At 66.3% G+C, this 15,462-nt stretch carries 17 protein-coding genes and 3 tRNA genes; 13 read left to right on the forward strand and 7 right to left on the reverse strand.

Annotated features, from left to right (window positions below):
* The first annotated feature begins 252 nt into the window (after nt 1–252).
* Together C449_RS11465 and azf are read left to right on the forward strand one after the other, a co-directional pair.
* A complete protein-coding gene (locus tag C449_RS11465; RefSeq protein ID WP_006078184.1) occupies nt 253–861 on the forward strand; it encodes a translation initiation factor IF-2 subunit beta in 609 nt (202 codons plus the stop codon).
* 99 nt (nt 862–960) lie between these two features.
* The gene (gene azf, locus C449_RS11470; RefSeq protein WP_049914105.1) at nt 961–1,716 is read left to right on the forward strand and encodes an NAD-dependent glucose-6-phosphate dehydrogenase Azf; all 756 of its coding nucleotides are present in this window, start codon (nt 961–963) and stop codon (nt 1,714–1,716) included.
* Between the two features lie 21 nt (nt 1,717–1,737).
* Here the strand turns inward: azf and C449_RS11475 are convergent, their stop codons facing one another.
* Nucleotides 1,738–2,358: a DUF309 domain-containing protein gene (locus C449_RS11475; protein WP_006078186.1), complete on the reverse strand. Its 621-nt coding sequence runs from the start codon at nt 2,356–2,358 to the stop codon at nt 1,738–1,740.
* Nucleotides 2,359–2,425: 67 nt separating this feature from the next.
* Nucleotides 2,426–2,956 (reverse strand): DUF4112 domain-containing protein, encoded by a 531-nt coding sequence (locus C449_RS17505; RefSeq protein WP_006078187.1) that lies wholly within the window; start codon nt 2,954–2,956, stop codon nt 2,426–2,428.
* Nucleotides 2,957–3,148: 192 nt separating this feature from the next.
* On the opposite strand from C449_RS17505, the gene C449_RS11485 reads away from it, so the two are divergent.
* Nucleotides 3,149–3,595 carry a MaoC family dehydratase gene (locus C449_RS11485; RefSeq protein WP_006078188.1) on the forward strand — a complete coding sequence of 149 codons (447 nt, stop codon included), beginning with the start codon at nt 3,149–3,151 and terminating at the stop codon, nt 3,593–3,595.
* 46 nt (nt 3,596–3,641) lie between these two features.
* Here the strand turns inward: C449_RS11485 and C449_RS11490 are convergent, their stop codons facing one another.
* Complete coding sequence (locus tag C449_RS11490; RefSeq protein ID WP_006078189.1) at nt 3,642–4,262, reverse strand: VOC family protein; 621 nt, start codon at nt 4,260–4,262, stop codon at nt 3,642–3,644.
* Between the two features lie 104 nt (nt 4,263–4,366).
* Here C449_RS11490 and C449_RS11495 point away from each other — a divergent pair, with 104 nt between their 5' ends.
* On the forward strand, nt 4,367–4,981 hold the full coding sequence (locus C449_RS11495) for a YegP family protein (protein ID WP_006078190.1): 615 nt from the start codon (nt 4,367–4,369) through the stop codon (nt 4,979–4,981).
* A gap of 99 nt (nt 4,982–5,080) precedes the next feature.
* Here the strand turns inward: C449_RS11495 and C449_RS11500 are convergent.
* Nucleotides 5,081–5,153 (reverse strand) — tRNA-Arg (locus C449_RS11500).
* 96 nt (nt 5,154–5,249) lie between these two features.
* Between C449_RS11500 and C449_RS11505 the strand changes: the two genes are divergently transcribed.
* The 4 genes from C449_RS11505 to C449_RS11520 all read left to right on the forward strand — a co-directional run bounded on the left by C449_RS11505 (nt 5,250) and on the right by C449_RS11520 (nt 9,036).
* On the forward strand, nt 5,250–5,909 hold the full coding sequence (locus C449_RS11505; RefSeq protein WP_006078191.1) for a hypothetical protein: 660 nt from the start codon (nt 5,250–5,252) through the stop codon (nt 5,907–5,909).
* Nucleotides 5,910–6,058: 149 nt separating this feature from the next.
* A complete protein-coding gene (locus C449_RS11510) occupies nt 6,059–7,540 on the forward strand; it encodes a single-stranded DNA binding protein (RefSeq protein WP_006078192.1) in 1,482 nt (493 codons plus the stop codon).
* A gap of 45 nt (nt 7,541–7,585) precedes the next feature.
* The gene (locus tag C449_RS11515) at nt 7,586–8,029 is read left to right on the forward strand and encodes a histone-like protein (protein WP_006078193.1); all 444 of its coding nucleotides are present in this window, start codon (nt 7,586–7,588) and stop codon (nt 8,027–8,029) included.
* Nucleotides 8,026–9,036 (forward strand): histone deacetylase family protein, encoded by a 1,011-nt coding sequence (locus C449_RS11520; RefSeq protein ID WP_006078194.1) that lies wholly within the window; start codon nt 8,026–8,028, stop codon nt 9,034–9,036. Before C449_RS11515 ends, C449_RS11520 begins: the two co-directional genes overlap by 4 nt.
* Here the strand turns inward: C449_RS11520 and C449_RS18850 are convergent, their stop codons facing one another.
* Nucleotides 9,037–9,159 (reverse strand): hypothetical protein, encoded by a 123-nt coding sequence (locus C449_RS18850; RefSeq protein WP_275039169.1) that lies wholly within the window; start codon nt 9,157–9,159, stop codon nt 9,037–9,039. It lies immediately after the preceding gene.
* A gap of 116 nt (nt 9,160–9,275) precedes the next feature.
* Here C449_RS18850 and C449_RS11525 point away from each other — a divergent pair, with 116 nt between their 5' ends.
* The gene (locus tag C449_RS11525; protein WP_006078195.1) at nt 9,276–9,713 is read left to right on the forward strand and encodes a winged helix-turn-helix transcriptional regulator; all 438 of its coding nucleotides are present in this window, start codon (nt 9,276–9,278) and stop codon (nt 9,711–9,713) included.
* A 66-nt stretch (nt 9,714–9,779) separates the two neighbouring features.
* Here the strand turns inward: C449_RS11525 and cca are convergent, their stop codons facing one another.
* Complete coding sequence (gene cca / locus C449_RS11530) at nt 9,780–11,144, reverse strand: CCA tRNA nucleotidyltransferase (RefSeq protein WP_006078196.1); 1,365 nt, start codon at nt 11,142–11,144, stop codon at nt 9,780–9,782.
* Nucleotides 11,145–11,229: 85 nt separating this feature from the next.
* Between cca and C449_RS11535 the strand changes: the two genes are divergently transcribed.
* A tRNA-Asn gene (locus C449_RS11535) sits at nt 11,230–11,302 on the forward strand.
* A gap of 201 nt (nt 11,303–11,503) precedes the next feature.
* Nucleotides 11,504–11,636, forward strand: a tRNA-Ile gene (locus C449_RS11540).
* A 58-nt stretch (nt 11,637–11,694) separates the two neighbouring features.
* On the opposite strand, the gene C449_RS11545 is transcribed toward C449_RS11540, so the two are convergent.
* Nucleotides 11,695–12,849 carry an NAD(P)/FAD-dependent oxidoreductase gene (locus C449_RS11545; protein WP_006078197.1) on the reverse strand — a complete coding sequence of 385 codons (1,155 nt, stop codon included), beginning with the start codon at nt 12,847–12,849 and terminating at the stop codon, nt 11,695–11,697.
* A 146-nt stretch (nt 12,850–12,995) separates the two neighbouring features.
* On the opposite strand from C449_RS11545, the gene C449_RS11550 reads away from it, so the two are divergent.
* Together C449_RS11550 and C449_RS11555 are read left to right on the forward strand one after the other, a co-directional pair.
* On the forward strand, nt 12,996–14,606 hold the full coding sequence (locus tag C449_RS11550) for a DHH family phosphoesterase (protein WP_006078198.1): 1,611 nt from the start codon (nt 12,996–12,998) through the stop codon (nt 14,604–14,606).
* A gap of 48 nt (nt 14,607–14,654) precedes the next feature.
* Nucleotides 14,655–15,458, forward strand: a complete 804-nt coding sequence (locus C449_RS11555) for a CBS pair associated ParBc domain-containing protein (RefSeq protein WP_006078199.1) — start codon at nt 14,655–14,657, stop codon at nt 15,456–15,458.
* Nucleotides 15,459–15,462: the final 4 nt, after the last annotated feature.

The following is a 15,462-nucleotide window of genomic DNA, read 5'->3' on the forward strand; positions in this document are numbered from 1 at the left end:
CGCGGAATCCATCTAACACGATTCGTCTACACCGAATCCCGACACAAATGAGAGACCGCAAGCCACACCCTCCCTAGCCGATTCCTTCGGTCCCTACGGTCGCTCAGTCATCCCTCGCACGCGAGTTGCGCGCCGACAAGCGGCGTGCTCCCGCGCGCCACCGCCCACCACTTCCGGTGCCAAACGCCGGCGAACGTCCCTGGCGCGGTCTCTCACGGAATCCATTTAGGGAGTGAGACCCACGTATCAGCCATGGATTACGAAGCCAGTCTCGACCGAGCGATGGACTCGGTCCCCGACCTCGACACCGGCGACTCGCGGCTCGACGTTCCCGACGCGGAGGCCCAGAAGGACGGCGCGTTCACGCGACTCGTGAACCTCGGCCGGATCGCCGACGCGCTCTCGCGCGAGCCCGAACACCTCCACCGAGTGATCCAGCGCGAACTCGGGACGAACGGCCAGTTCGGCGGCGACCGCGCGCGGTATAACGGCTCGTTCTCCGGCGACGATTTCGGCACGGCCATCGACGGCTACATCGAGGAGTTCGTGATCTGTTCGGAGTGTGGCCTGCCGGACACACGCCTCGAAATGGAAGGCCGGACCCGAATGCTCCGGTGTGAGGCGTGTGGGGCCTTCCGCCCGGTCGCGAAGAACACCGGCTCCCAGCAGTCCAGCCAGCAGGCCGACGTCGAGGAGGGCCGGACCTACGAAGTCAAGATCACCGGCACCGGCCGGAAAGGCGACGGCGTCGCGGAGAAGGGCAAGTACACCATCTTCGTGCCCGGCGCACAGGAAGGCGACGTGGTCGACGCCTACATCGAGAACATCAGCGGGACGCTCGCGTTCGCCCGACTGGCGTAGCGCGCCGAGACGGGTTCCAGCGGATCGCTGTCCTTCGGCGGTTTCCTCCGCGGGGCGAACCGCACGTTACTTACCGGCGGGTTCCCGACTCCCGGCTGAATGGCGGGGAGGTCACGGGATTCGAGAGTGTTACTTACCGGCGCGTCGGGGCGCGTCGGCGAGGCGATCCTGCGCCGGCTCGGTGAGAAGTACGACTGGCGGCTACTCGACCGCGAGCCGCCGACCGGTGAGCCCGACCACGAGTACGTCGTCGCGGACGTCACCGACGAGGAGGCCGTTCGCGAGGCAGTCGAGGGGATGGACGCAGTCGTTCACCTCGCCGGCGACCCCCGGCCGGAAGCGCCGTGGGACAGCGTGCTCGCGAACAACATCGACGGGACCCAAACCGTGGTCGCGGCGGCCGCCAACGCCGGCGTCGAGAAGTTCGTCTTCGCCTCCTCGAACCACGCAGTCGGGGCGTTCGAGACCGACGAGCGCGTGCCCGAACTGTACCGTACAGACGACGAGTTCCGGCTCGACGGCACCGAGCTCCCGCGGCCGAGCAACCTCTACGGCGTCGGCAAGGTCGCCGGCGAGACGCTGTGTCGGTACTACCACGACGAGACGGGAATGAGCACGGTCTGTGTCCGCGTCGGAAACCTGACCGAGGATCACCCCCCGATCGATTACGAGCGCGGGCAGGCGATGTGGCTCTCCTATCGGGACTGTGCCCACCTCTTCGAGCGGTGTCTCGAAGCCGACTACGAGTACGAGATCGTTTACGGCATCTCCGACAACGACCGGAAATACTACTCCATCGAGCGCGCTCGCGAAGTACTCGGCTACGATCCCCAGGACAACTCGGTCGAGTATTAGGGTTCGAGCGTCGAGTCGGAACTACGGATCGAACAGTCCGTCGACGTCCCGATCGCGGGCGGCGCGGCGTTCGGTGTGCTCGGTGAGACGCTGGCGGACGATCCCACGGTTGTCGGAGTCACGGACAAAATCCATCACGAGCGTCACGAACGGGCTGGTCTCGTTGCCGGCAGCGAAATCGTCGCGGGCGTATTCGACGGCGCGTTCGATAGTCGCGTGGTCGGCGTCGCCCGCCTCGGCGAGGACCTCCGCAGCGACGGCACTCGCTTCGAAGTCGAGATCGTCGAGACCGAGCTGGCGGCCCTCGTGGGCTACGGTGAGTGGTGGCCCGCGTTCGATCGATTCGGGGTCGGCGTCGAGAACGGCGAGATACTCTCGGACCTCGCCGACGTTCACGCCACGGTAGTCTTCGGGGAGGTCGGCGAGATACTCGCGGGCGCTCTCGGCGAGGCCACACGCACCCGTCCAGTTGCGCCCGGTCGCGTGGTGGACTGCCGCGGTGAACTGGATAAGCCCGTGCAGAAAGCGCTCGTCGTCGTCGCCCGTATCGAGAGCGAGCCACCGATCTTCCCACGCGTCGTGGGCGGCGTGGAAACGACCGGCGTTGTAGATCGCGATGCCGGCTTGGAGGTGAGCGTCCATACACTTCGGTTCGCGTGGCGGGCCGAAACGCGTTCCGGGTGCGCCGACGCGATGGCCTCTCGTCCGCTTACTCGACGGGGACCTCGGTGCGGTTTTCGAGGTGGGATTCGAGCCGTGCGACGTTGCGCCTGTTGGCCTTCCAGACCGCATCGAAAAGCGTTCCGGCGACCGGGACCGACCCAGTGATCGTGTCGACGGCGACGTCTCCGACCATCAGAGCAAGAGTCTTCGGCGGTACCCCGAGGCGTGCGGCCTCGGCGACGATGTGCATCGAGAGCGCCGCGCCAGCGAGATCGCCCGAGACCGGAGCGATGCTCAGAATCGGATCGGCCCCAACCCGGTAGCCGATCACGGGAACCGGGATCGCGTCGTCGAGAAACGTCGCCATCGCCCGGGCGCGCTTCAGCGCCCCGCGCTCGCGGGCCGAGAGTTCGTCGAGGTCGGGACCGTCCTCGCGGGTCGACGCCTCCTCGTACCACTCCTGGAGCGTGCCGAGTGCGTCGTCGGCGGAGTCCCCGGACGTGTCGGTGAACGAGTCGTCCGAACCGTTCGTGAACGAGTCCTCGGCGTCGTCGGTTGACGAGTCGTCTGCAGACATGGTTCGATCATCAACCCGTGGACGGATAGGTATGCTGCCGGCGAGAGCGGGCAACCACACCGACGACCGGAGCACTGTCGGGAGCAGCCCCGACTGATGCGATACGTCGAACCGAGCAGAAAGCGAGGAGTGTCGGAGTGAGCGCGTCGGCTGTGGGGGAACTGCTATGGCCACCGGCCGAGAGTCAGAGGTATGGCGCGCGAACACTTCGAGGACGTCACCGTGGGCGAGACCCGTGAGTTCGGCGATCGCGACGTGAGCCGTGAGGAGATCGTCGAGTTCGCCGGCCAGTACGATCCACAGCCGTTTCACACCGACACAACGGCGGCCAGGGAGTCCATGTTCGGCGGGTTGATCGCGAGCGGGTGGCACACTGCGGCGATGACGATGGAACTGCTCGTCACGAACGTCTTCGAGGGATCGGCCGCGACGGGCGCGGTCGGTGTCGACGAACTCCGGTGGCCGAATCCCGTACGACCGGGCGACACGCTCTCGGTTCGGACCGAGGTGCTCGACACCGAACCGTGGAACGATCGTCTCGGATTGGTTCGGAGCAAGACGACGACCCACAACCAGAACGACGAGCCCGTCATGTCGATGGTCGGACTCGTACTGTACGAGCGCCGCGACCCGGAGTGAGCGGGGATCGGGTACTGACGGTCGTCAGCCGGAACGATTACCGAAGTTATTCGACGCCACCGACCCCGCTCGACGCGTCCGGGAGGTCGTGCGGTTCGGCGGGGAGGTCGAGTTCTTCGAGCGCGGCCGCGAGGTGTTCTTCCCCGGCGTAATCGGCCCCCTCGTCCTCGCGGATGCGCTGGGCAGTCGCGAGCACCTCACCCCGGCGGTCGTCGGGGATCTCGTACTTGTCGGTGGCGAGTTCGATCACGAGACCATTGTTGTCGCGGGTGTACAGCGAGTGGAAGATGCCACGGTCGAAGACGTTGTAGCCGCGGCCGTCGTCGTCGAGTGCCGCCATCACCTCGCCGAAGCGTTCGGGATCGACGCCGAAGGAGAGGTGATGGACCCCGCCGACGCCGCTGCGCTGGGGTTGGGGGTTCGACTCGCGCTCGTCGCTCACGAAGAAGGTGATAATGCGGCCGTCACCGGTGTCGAAAAACAGGTGCGTCTGGGAGGGATCGTCGAGGTTCGGCTGGCGAAGCACGAGGGGCATTCCGAGGAGGTCGCGGTAGAACGCGAGCGTGTCGGCTTCGTTGCTGCCCCAGACGGTGACGTGATCGGTGCCGGTGGTGTGGAAAGGGCTGTCGGGCCGGTCTGCGGTGATCGGGGGTGCGTCGTCGCTCATCGCGTCGAACTCGGGTGCCGACGTGGATGAATCTGTCCGTGGTGGGGGAGGGTTTGCGAGCGCCGGATGGACATTTATGAGAACGGACAATCAACGGTGATTCCATGAGTGAACACGATCACGATTACACACTGACCGTTCGACCGAACGCCACCCTCCGGGTCGCGTACAGCACCGGCGAGGGAACGCTCGAAAAGGCCCTACTCGCGTTCGAGTACGGCCACGAGGGGATCGACGGGATGAGCGACGACGGCGAGGGGATCGTGTGGCGGGGGTACGAGATCGCGCTCTCGCGCAACGGCGAGAACGTGCTCGATCGCGGGTCGCCGTTCGTCGAATCGGGCGACGTCGAGCGCGGTCTCGAACGTGGCGTCGACACCGCCACCAAGTACGGTCGACAGTTGCGCGAGCGCATCGGCGACCTCCGTGAGCGACGGTCGAAATCGTCGCTCGAAATCACGGACGCCAAAGAGGCGGCCGAAACGCCGCGAACGGTCGAGATTCCCGGCCCACGCGACACGACCGTCGAGATCGCGCTGTCGGGGTCGTCGGCGACGTTCGATCTCTACGAGGACGACGGCGGAAACTGGCGCTGGCGGCTGACCCACGACGACGAGACGCTCGCGGTCAGCTCGACAGGCTACGAGTCGCGCGAGGACGCCGAGGACTCGATCACCGCGCTCAAAACGAACGCGCTCGGCGCAGCAATCGAGGATTGAGCGGCCGCTCTCCGTTTTGTGCTGCAGAAACGTCCTGGCGGAGTCCCACGCGAGCGCAGCGAGCGTGGGGCACACCAGGGCATGAACGAAGTGAGTGAACGTCCTGGCGGAGATTTGAACTCCGGTCACCGGCTCCGCAGGCCAGTAGGATAGTCCACTACCCAACCAGGACTCACTCCCCTCTACACCAGTTCGGGTTAAACCCGTTACGGTTGCCGCGTCGGCGGACCGCCACAAGACACATGTTTTCGCCCGGTGACGTGCCAACATGAACCGTCGTGAGGTCCTCGTGGCGACTGCCGCCATCGTGGGTACCGGCTGTCTCGGCGACGGCGGAAGCGAGAACGGCTCGACAGCCGAACCCACCGACGGAGCCGCTACGACGACTGGGTCAACCGAAACCAATGCTACGGACACGGTTGAGACGACCACCGCTACCGAAACGGCGACGCCCGCCGGGTCGGCGAAGACGACGACTGGCAGCGAGGCTACCGAAACCACGACCGTAGCCCGCACTGAGACGCCGGCCGGAACGACCACGGATGGGCCGACGGCCAACGAGACAACGACGAACGGCTCGGCGGCCGATCGATCGTTCACGGTGCGCGAGACGGGAGGCGAACCGGGTAACGAGGCGAGTGTGACCGTCGAGAGCGGCGGCTCGCGGATCGTCGTGACCGGAACGATCACCGGCGAGAACGGATGCCAGACGGCTACCCTCAATTCGGTCCGCACCGACGCCGGCGAGGTTCGGATCGTGGTCGCCACCGAGCGCGCCGCGGACGCCGGCACCATGTGTACGCAGGCGCTCGTCGGGATCAGCTATCGCGCGACCGTCACCACCGAGAGTCAGCCGGCGTCGGTAACGGTGATCCACCGCGGCGCTGGTGGCGAGGAGACGGTCACCACCGCCGAGCCCGGTGGATGAGTCGCAGTCGACCCGAAGTTTATCAGTGAAAACGTAGACAACTTCGTCGAGAGCGGAGCATGCGCCCGGGATAGAAATCGCACAACAGCGGCGGGGTGGATCCTGACAACAACGCTTAAGCGCGCATCGCTCATGGACTGGCGTAGAACATGGGTGCGATAGAGGAGATCTACGCGGACCTCGACGCCGACGTACCCGAGGGGGAGTTCCGAGAGGCCGTCGAGGAGAAAGTCGAGGAGATGGGGGGGCTCGCCGACGAGGAGACCGCCGCGATGTTGATCGCCCACGAGGTCGCCGACGGGGAGGTCGAAGGCGTCGCCGACGTCGAGCCGGGGATGGAGGAGGCGAAGTTCGTCGCGAAGGTCACGAGCGTCGGCGAGCTCCGCACCTTCGAGCGCGACGGCGAGGACGAGGACGGCCAAGTCATCAACGTCGAGGTCGCCGACGAAACGGGACAGATCAGAGTGGCGTTCTGGGACGAACGGGCCGAAAGCGCGGCCGAGGAGCTCGAAACCGGTTCGGTACTCAAGATCGCGGGCCGGCCGCGCGAGGGGTACAACGGGATCGAGATCAGCGCGGATCGGGTCGAACCGGCCGACGTCGAGGTCGACGTCGATCTCGACGCCGCCGACACCATCGCGGGGCTCTCGCTCGGCCAGTCCGACGTCGATCTCGTGGGCCTCGTCCTCGACACCGACACCGTCAGAACGTTCGATCGCGACGACGGCTCGGAGGGTCGGGTGGCGAACCTCACGCTCGGCGACGAAACCGGCCGAACGCGGGTGACACTCTGGGACGACCAGGCAGGACGAGTCGAGGAACTCACAGCCGGCACGACGATCGAACTCACCGACGGCTACGTCCGCGAGCGCAACGGCGACCTCGAACTCCACGTCGGCGATCGCGGTGGCCTCACGGAGGTCGATGCCACGGTGGAGTACACGCCCGAAACCACCCCGATCGAGGATCTGGAGATCGATACCACTGTGGACATCGGTGGCGTCATCAGGTCGACCGATCCCAAACGCACCTTCGACCGCGACGACGGCTCGGAGGGCCAGGTCAAGAACATCCGCGTTCAGGACGAGACCGGCGACATCCGGGTGGCGCTGTGGGGCGAGAAGGCCGACCGTGATCTGGGCCCGGGCGACGAGGTCCAGTTCGCGGACGTCGAGATCCAGGACGGCTGGCAGGACGATCTCGAAGCCTCGGCGGGCTGGCAGACGAGCGTGACGACGTTCGACACCGGCGGAGTGCCTTCGACTGCCGAAGACGACGAAACCAGCGACGACGAGACCGGTCTCGGAGCGTTCACCGGCGATGGTGCGAACAGCGAGAACGGGACGACGACCGACGGACACGAGTCCGAAACCGAACGTGAGGCGGCGGACACAGCAGCGACGGATGCGGCAACGACGGACGCGACGACCGAAAACGGGACCGAGAGCGGTGCGGACGACGGGCCGATCGAGTTCACCGGGACGGTCGTACAGGCGAGTGATCCGGTAGTGCTCGACAACGGCAGCGAGACGATGCGCATCGAGACCTCCGCAACGGTACACCTCGGCGAAGAGCTCACTGCGCGGGGACGGGAGGCCGACGGCGCGCTCGATGCGGACGAAGTGTTCTGACGTCCCACGGAAACCCTTAAGACCGGAACAGTCCCCGTATGCGCTATGAGCGTCGAGCTCCCGTTCGCGCCGGTCGACGCCGTGATCCGACGGCACGCCGGCTCGCTGCGGGTGAGCAGCGAGGCCACCGAGGAGCTCGCCGAACGCATCCAGCAGCGCGGCGCGCACCTCGCGGCCGACGCCGCCCAGCGCGCGACCGACGACGACCGCAAGACCCTTCAGGCCGCTGACTTCGAGACCGACGCCGCCGGGCCCGGCGAACTCGAACTCCCGGTCGCGCCGGTCGATCGCATCGCCCGCCTCGACATCGACGACCGATACCGAGTCGCCCGGGACGCCCGGGTCGCGCTCGCCCACCGGCTCGAACGCTACGCCGGCCGGATCGCGGCGGCCGCGGCAGTGCTCGCGCGCCACGCCGGCCGGCGTACGATCACGGTCGCCGACGTCGAGACGTACTTCGAACTCGCACCGTACTTCCCCGACGAATGAGATTCGGTTACTCCGCGGAGTGTCTCGAACACGATCCCGGCTCGCGCCACCCCGAGAGCCCCGACCGGCTCCGCGCCATCCGGCAGGCGCTCGCGAAACGTCACGGCGTCGAGTACGTCGAGGCCGATCCGATCGACGAGTCGGCCGCCCGAGCGGCCCACGACGCCGACTACGTTCGGGAATTTCGGGAGTTCTGTGCGTCGGGCGGTGGTCAGTGGGACCCCGACACCGTCGCGGTCGAGGCGACGTGGGACGCTGCACTCCGAAGTGCGGGACAGGCGGTGTGGGCCGCCGAAGCCGCCCTCGACGGCGCGAGCGGACGCGAAACTCCCTTCGCTCTCGGTCGACCGCCGGGCCACCACGCGGTCGCCGACGACGCGATGGGCTTCTGTTTCCTCAACAACGCCGCCATCGCGGCCGAGGCGATGATCGACGACGGGCGCGCGGAACGGGTCGCGATCGTCGACTGGGACGTCCACCACGGCAACGGCACCCAAGACATCTTCGAGGATCGAGGCGACGTGTTCTACGCTTCGATCCACGAGCGCGGGCTCTACCCGGGCACCGGCGAGGCCGGCGAGATCGGAACGGGCGACGGCGAAGGCGCAACCGTGAACCTCGCGTACCCCTCCGGGGCGGGTGATCCGGCGTACGTCGCCGCGATCGACGAGGTGTTTGCGCCGCTTCTCGACGAGTTCGGTCCCGATCTCCTCCTCGTGAGTGCGGGCTTCGACGCTCACGAACACGACCCGATCTCACGGATGAGCGTCTCGACCGAGGGGTACGGTGTGCTGGCCGCACGGCTCCGTGATCTCGCGGATCGATCCGACGCGGGCTTCGGGTTCGTCCTCGAAGGCGGCTACGGTCTCGACACCCTTTCGGAAAGTATCACGACGGTGAACGAGGTCTTCGGCGGGTACGATCCCGTCGAACCCGAGGGATCCGTCGACGATCGTGCGCGCTCAGTTATCGACGAAGTTCGAGCGGCTCACGGCCTCAACGGGTGATCAACAGCACCGACAGCAACAGCAGCCGCCGGCGAGAACCATCCCGACGGGAACCTCAACTGTGGTTTCGAACAGGTCGGCGAGCGATTCGGCGTCGGCCTCACAACAGTGTTGCTCTGCCATCGCAGTCGGACTGACGGGCTTCGATGACATAAAGAAGTCAGATTCTCGATAGAAACGCGCTTTCCGAACGGAAACCGGATGTGGGGATTCAGGTATTGGTAGCACCGAAGAGACGTATGAACGAGAAGTCACCCGAACGTGCTGCCATCGAACCACCGGAGTCCGCCACCGAGGAATCGTCGGAATGGCGGGCCGTGTGGCACGGCCTCCACCAAGCGCTGCGGGGGAAGTGGGCGATGCACGTCCTTCGGCTGCTCTTCGAGGGACCACGGGGATTCAACGAGATGCGCCGTGAACTCGACGGACCGACGGCGAAGACGCTCTCGGAACGCCTGACCGAACTCCGGTGTCACGGTCTCGTCGAGCGCCACGTCGAGGCGACGTCGCCGCCCTCGACGCGGTACGAACTCACCCCTGCTGGGAGACGATTCGTCGCAGTGCTTCGGGAGCTAGAGGTGGAAGTCGATCTCGTCGAGTGTGGCTGTGCGGAGGAGTGTGAGGTGGCCACCGTGGATGCCGAGCGAACGGCAGCGGCCACCGAGGAGTGTTGTTGACTCTTCGGGCCGGGAGACCCGTTGCGACGAGCTGTTTGGCCGATGAATCGTCCTAATTCGGCGTTTTCAGGGCGTTGGCGAAAAGTAGCGCGCCAGCTTCGCGCCGAACTCGTCGGCCAGGCGAGCCGTCTCGTCGCCAACGAGCACCGTGTAGTCGGCCGCGAGCGCACGTTCGACGTCCGCGCCGAGCGCCACGTCGAACAGCGCGTCGCTTTCGAGGAACGTCCGTGGGCTGGGGAACGTTCGCTCGCGCTCGACGACGTACCGTCCTCCTTCGACGAACGGGCCGTAGCAGTCCGTGTCGGCGTACTTCTCGTAGAAGGCGGTGGCGTGATCGCGCGCGCTCACCGGCGGTCCCTCGTGGCGCTCGATTCGGGGCCGTTCGGCGACCCCGAGTTCGACGAACAGGACGGCCGACTCGTCGGCGAACGCGGCCGATCGGAGTGAGTCGAACCCGCGCCGGTCGAGCGCATCGGCCACTCCCCGTCGGGAGCGTTCGAGCTGGGGGTAGAGCTGGTCGTCGACGAGATCCGGTGGATCGAACCGCACAGCGACCGGAATCGTTCCACGACGTTCGAGCTCGGTCCGGACCTCCGCGGCAGAGAGCGGTGCGGACGAATCGGGAGTGAATGCAGACTCGCGCGGGTCGGCGCAGAGGTCGCGAGCGTAGTGCTGGAACCGGGCGAGATTGGTGGTCGAGAGTACCGCCGCGACGTTGCGCCCGGGATCGGTCGGGTCGACCACCACGAGCGGGTCGTCGAACCCCTCGTTTTGGGGGGTGCCGTGGCCTTCGGGATCGAACCGTACCGGTGGGTGCCAGTCGACGGCCGACTCGATCAGCGGGCGAAATCCACCGTGTTCGAGCGTGAGGAGTTCGACGAGATAGCCCGAAAACCCCCGTGTTCGGAGGTCGCTGCCGTAGACGCCGATCGCCGAGAGGAGCTGTTTTGCGAGTCTGACATCGGCGGCGAGCGCCGCGTCGAGACGGGAATCGAGATACTGCGTATGAAAGGGCGTTCGATCGACCGCCGACCGGACGTCGGCCGCGCGTTCGACCCGAAAGCAGGGAACGAGATCGACCGCGAACCCGTCGAAATCGCCGGTAACGTAGGGGTGTTCGGCGTACTCCTCGCGACCGTCGGGGAGCACCTGATGACCGATCGCGAGCCCGTGGTGTTCGAGATCTTCGCGGGGAAGCCCCGGCGGGAATCGGACGAACAGATCGATGTCACGGTCGCCGGGCAGCCACGTGCCGCGAGCGGTGGAGCCAACGTGGACGACATCCGCTTCGACTGGGCGGTCCGCGACCGCGCGCTCGGTGGCGTCGGTGAGCCGATCGACGGCCTCGTCGAGACGGGCGCGTTCCTCGGCGTCGGGGGTGACGCGATCGCGAACCCGTGTGAGAACGGCGTCGAGGGCGTCGTCGGTCATACCGGACGCTTCCCCGCGGTCGGGCGAAAACGTGTCGGTCGAAAGCGAAACGGCTATGAACGAACTCGCGTTAGGATGGAACAGAGCCGCCGTAGCTCAGTTGGTAGAGCACCTGGTTGTTACCCAGGTTGTCCCAGGTTCGAGCCCTGGCGGCGGCGCTTTCTGCTGCGAACGCAACGGTGAGCGTAACGAACCGTCTGTGAGCAGTGAAAGCGCCGCCGCCAGGGGTCGAGCTCGAAAGTCGCAGCGGCCGAACGAAGTGAGGCCGACCGTCTTTCGGCGTTCGAGCCCTAGTGGCGGCGTAAGGTTGGATTATATTCGGTAAGCTAAAGGGCAAGACACAGGAAGACACCAATCAAGGGCCCTTAGCTCAGTGGTAAGAGCGCTCGGCTCATACTGACATCCGAGGATCCTCATCGCACACTGTCTCGGTGCGGTCCTCGGGTGACATGAGACACCGAGTGGTCGTTGGTTCGAATCCGACAGGGCCCATTCACAGCGACCCAGAAAGGAACGGACGGCGTAGGGATGCGTTGTGTGTCCTGAAGCGCTACATATCGGGCCACGCGCGCGCCGCCCGAGACGAACCGGCGATGTCCCGGATCCACCGTGTGGCGACCGCTTTCTTCAGGAACTTTGCACCGGGCCCACCGAAGGTGTTGATCGGGACGTTGACGACGTTGTGCGCGACCGCCTTCTCGCCGACCGACACCAGCGTGCCCTTGTCCTCGTGGGTCCACGACGTCAGCGGCTGGCCGTGGAGCGCCCGTGCGACGTTCTCGCCGGCGACCTCGGCGGCCTGCCACGCGGCCTGGGCGGTCGGTGGACACGGCCCCTCGGGCTGGTCGACGATCGCCGAATCGCCCAGTGCGAACACCCGATCGTCGGAGGTTTCGAAGGTCGCTGCGGCGTTGACCCGGTTGTGTTCGTTGTCGAGGTCGGTCCCGTCCATCGCCTCCTGGCCCGTGATCCCGCCGGCCCAGACGAACACGTCGTGTTCGAGTGTCGCGTCCGACTCGAAGTGGATCACGTCTTCATCGGCCTCGGTGATCGGATCGTCGGTCGAGATCTCGATGTCGCGCTCCAGAATCCGCTTTCTGAGTGCGCCCTGGAGTTCGGGATCGTTGCCCGGGAAGATCTCTTCTAAGGCCTCGACGAGCGTGATCTCGATCGGAGCGTGGTGCAGATCGCGGAACTCCGCGATCTCGCCCGCAGTCTGGATACCCGACAGCCCCGCGCCGCCGACGACGACCTGTGCCGGGTCGTCGGGGGTGGCGTCGCGAGCGGCTTCCTTCACCGCGTCGTGGATCTCAAGCGCGTCGTCGAGGCTCTTGAGCGTGAGCGAGTGCGCTTCGAGCCCGTCGATCCCGTAGTATGCCGTTTGAGAACCCAGCGTGACCAGCGCGTAGTCGTAGTCGACCGTCGAACCGTCCGCAAGCGCGATCTCCCGGTCGTCGCAGTCGAGACCGGTAACCTCGCCCTCGATGAAGCGAGTGTGTGGGGATTTGATTTCCTCGATGGGGATCGTGACGTTCTGGCGGACGCTCGGGTCCCGGATGCACCGGTGGACCTCGTGGAGCACGAGGTGGTGATCGTGATCGGAGATCCAGATGATGTCGGCCTCGTCGTCGAGGGCGTCTTCGAGGCTCTTGATCGCACCAGCGCCGGCGTAGCCAGCACCGAGCACGACAACGGTTTCGGTCATGTCCGTCCTGCGCGGCCAGTCGTTACAAAGCCTTTGAAACCGGGGCGGGAGCGGAACGGTGGCGGATCGTCCGTTCGACGACGGTCCGGGGACGTGATTCGGATGCTGGCGGAGGGTTTTAACCATCGTGGCGTCCATCGGTGGGCATGGTCTCGCGGCTCGTGCTGGGATGTGGCTCGGTCGGGCGCATCCTGGTCGACGCACTCGGCGATCGACCCGGCGGCGTCACGGTGCTCTGCACCGACGAGCACCGCGTCGAGACGCTGCGGAGCGATCGCGTCGCGGCGCGACGAGCCGACCCGACCGAACCCGAGACGCTCGCCGATCTCGACAAACCGGTCGACGTCGTCGTCGTGGCGAGCGACGACCCCGCGACCAACGAAGCCGCTGCGACGGCGGCACGCGAAACTCACCCGAACGCGTTCGTGCTGGCGTACACCGGCGAGGAACCGACCGACGACCGCCGGTTCGCGATCGAGTCGATCGCCGACCGCACGATCACGTCGGCGACGACGGCGGCGACCGAACTTCTCGAACGTATCGGCGAGGAGAGCATGCGGCCACGACGGCTGTGGCGGGTGCTCCGCACGATCGACGGCCCACTCGCGATCGTGACCCACGACAACCCCGATCCCGACGCGATCGCGAGCGCGCTCGCACTCCGCCGGATCGCCGCAGCGGCCGGCTGTGACGCCGAAGTCTGCTATTTCGGTGCGATCACGCACCAGCAGAACCGGGCGATGGTCAACCTGCTCGACGTCGAGATGCGCGAGCTCGCTCCCGACGACATCGAGGAGTACGGAGGAATCGCGCTGGTCGATCACTCGCGGCCGGGAGTCAACGACCAACTCCCCGAGGACACCCCCATCGACGTGCTGATCGATCATCACCCGCCGCGCGCGCCGGTCGAAGCGCGGTTCGTCGACCTCCGGAGCGACGTCGGTGCGACCAGCACGCTGCTAGTGGACTATCTCGGTCGACTCGGTATCGAGATCGACAGTACCGTCGCCACGGCGCTGCTCTACGGCATCCGGGTCGACACCAAGGACTTCCAGCGCGAGGTGTCGACCGTGGACTTCGACGCCGCCGCATTCCTGCTCCCGTACGCAGACGAAGACATCTTAGAGCAGGTCGAGACGCCGAGCATGAGCGCCGAAACCCTCGAAACGATCGCCCGCGCGATCTCGAACCGCGAGGTCTCGGGGTCGGTACTGGTGAGCTACATCGACGACCTCCACGAGCGCGACGCGCTCGCCCAGGCCGCCGATCAGCTTCTCGACATCGAGGAGATCCGGACGACGCTCGTGTACGGGATCATCGACGGCACGATCTACTGCTCCGGTCGGACACGAGGTGGAGGCCTCGACATCGGCGAGACGCTCCGGGACGCGTTCGATCGGATCGGGAGTGCCGGCGGCCACGCCGACATGGCGGGCGCACAGCTCCCGCTCGGGCTGCTCGGTGACGCCGACGAGACTGCGCTCTCGGGGATCGTTCACGACGTCATCAACGATCGATTCTTCGGGGCGATCGAGTCGCGGCCGGACGTGGAGCCAGCAACGGCAACAGCCGACGTGATCGCGGGGGCAGCCGGATCGGCTGGGGCGGACGAAACGAGCGAGGCGGTCGAAACGGATGCGGGAGACGGGACGAACGGAAGCGATAGCGAATCCGAGAGCGGGGCCGGCGACGATGACGAACGGCGCGAAACACCTGACGACGATGGCGACCCGAACGAAACGCCCGACGACGGCTGAACCGCCTGAACGAGGGGTTTTTGTCCGGCGACGGCGAGCACACACTCGATGGCCACCGACACCGGCACACCGCGGGTCAAAGACTACATGACTCGCGACGTCGTGACCGTCTCGCCCGACGACACGGTCGCGTCGGTCGCCCGCCGCGTCGCCGAGAGCGACGAAGAACACAGCGGGTTCCCGGTCTGTGACGGCCGGCGGTGTGAGGGGTTCGTCACCGCCCGCGACCTCCTGCTCGCCGCGGACAACGCCGCCGTCTTCACGGTGATGTCCGAGGATCTCGTGGTTGCTCATCCCGAGATGGACCTCGACGACGCCGCGCGGGTCATCCTCCGGTCGGGCATCCAGAAACTCCCGGTCGTGGACGACGCCGGCAACCTCGTCGGGATCATCTCGAACGCCGACGTGATCCGGAGCCAGATCGAGCGCGCCACCCCCGAGAAAGTCGGCAAGCTCTCGCGCACCCTCGAAAACATCCACGAGATCAGCACGCGAGAGGAGCGCCGGCGGGTCGCACTCGACGACCTCACACCCACCCAGTCGAAGGTGTACGCCGACGAACTCGAAGGCCGGCGATACGAACTCGAACACGGACTCGCCGAGCCTCTCGTCGTCATCGACAACGGCGGGGACCTCCTGCTCGCCGACGGCCACCACCGCGTGAAGGCCGCCGATCGCCAGGGGATCGAGGAATCGGACGCCTACGTGATCGTGCTCGGGGAGGGTGTCGAGCTCGGAATGGCCGAAACAGCGCGCAAGGAGGGGCTCGAATCGATCGAAGACATCTGCGTCGTCGACTACGCCCACCATCCCTTGGTGCAGACGATCAGCAGACTGAACGAAGCCGAGTGAGCGA

Origin of the sequence: Halococcus saccharolyticus DSM 5350, from assembly GCF_000336915.1 — an archaeon.
Classification (GTDB): Archaea; Halobacteriota; Halobacteria; order Halobacteriales; family Halococcaceae; genus Halococcus; species Halococcus saccharolyticus.

Bases quoted from the DNA above. Each gene is read 5' to 3' on its own strand.
- C449_RS11465 (WP_006078184.1), top strand. From the start codon at position 253: ATGGATTACGAAGCCAGTCTCGACCGAGCGATGGACTCGGTCCCCGAC.
- azf (WP_049914105.1), top strand. From the start codon at position 961: ATGGCGGGGAGGTCACGGGATTCGAGAGTGTTACTTACCGGCGCGTCG.
- C449_RS11475 (WP_006078186.1), bottom strand. From the start codon at position 2,358: ATGGACGCTCACCTCCAAGCCGGCATCGCGATCTACAACGCCGGTCGT.
- C449_RS17505 (WP_006078187.1), bottom strand. From the start codon at position 2,956: ATGTCTGCAGACGACTCGTCAACCGACGACGCCGAGGACTCGTTCACG.
- C449_RS11485 (WP_006078188.1), top strand. From the start codon at position 3,149: ATGGCGCGCGAACACTTCGAGGACGTCACCGTGGGCGAGACCCGTGAG.
- C449_RS11490 (WP_006078189.1), bottom strand. From the start codon at position 4,262: ATGAGCGACGACGCACCCCCGATCACCGCAGACCGGCCCGACAGCCCT.
- C449_RS11495 (WP_006078190.1), top strand. From the start codon at position 4,367: ATGAGTGAACACGATCACGATTACACACTGACCGTTCGACCGAACGCC.
- C449_RS11505 (WP_006078191.1), top strand. From the start codon at position 5,250: ATGAACCGTCGTGAGGTCCTCGTGGCGACTGCCGCCATCGTGGGTACC.
- C449_RS11510 (WP_006078192.1), top strand. From the start codon at position 6,059: ATGGGTGCGATAGAGGAGATCTACGCGGACCTCGACGCCGACGTACCC.
- C449_RS11515 (WP_006078193.1), top strand. From the start codon at position 7,586: ATGAGCGTCGAGCTCCCGTTCGCGCCGGTCGACGCCGTGATCCGACGG.
- C449_RS11520 (WP_006078194.1), top strand. From the start codon at position 8,026: ATGAGATTCGGTTACTCCGCGGAGTGTCTCGAACACGATCCCGGCTCG.
- C449_RS18850 (WP_275039169.1), bottom strand. From the start codon at position 9,159: ATGGCAGAGCAACACTGTTGTGAGGCCGACGCCGAATCGCTCGCCGAC.
- C449_RS11525 (WP_006078195.1), top strand. From the start codon at position 9,276: ATGAACGAGAAGTCACCCGAACGTGCTGCCATCGAACCACCGGAGTCC.
- cca (WP_006078196.1), bottom strand. From the start codon at position 11,144: ATGACCGACGACGCCCTCGACGCCGTTCTCACACGGGTTCGCGATCGC.
- C449_RS11545 (WP_006078197.1), bottom strand. From the start codon at position 12,849: ATGACCGAAACCGTTGTCGTGCTCGGTGCTGGCTACGCCGGCGCTGGT.
- C449_RS11550 (WP_006078198.1), top strand. From the start codon at position 12,996: ATGGTCTCGCGGCTCGTGCTGGGATGTGGCTCGGTCGGGCGCATCCTG.
- C449_RS11555 (WP_006078199.1), top strand. From the start codon at position 14,655: ATGGCCACCGACACCGGCACACCGCGGGTCAAAGACTACATGACTCGC.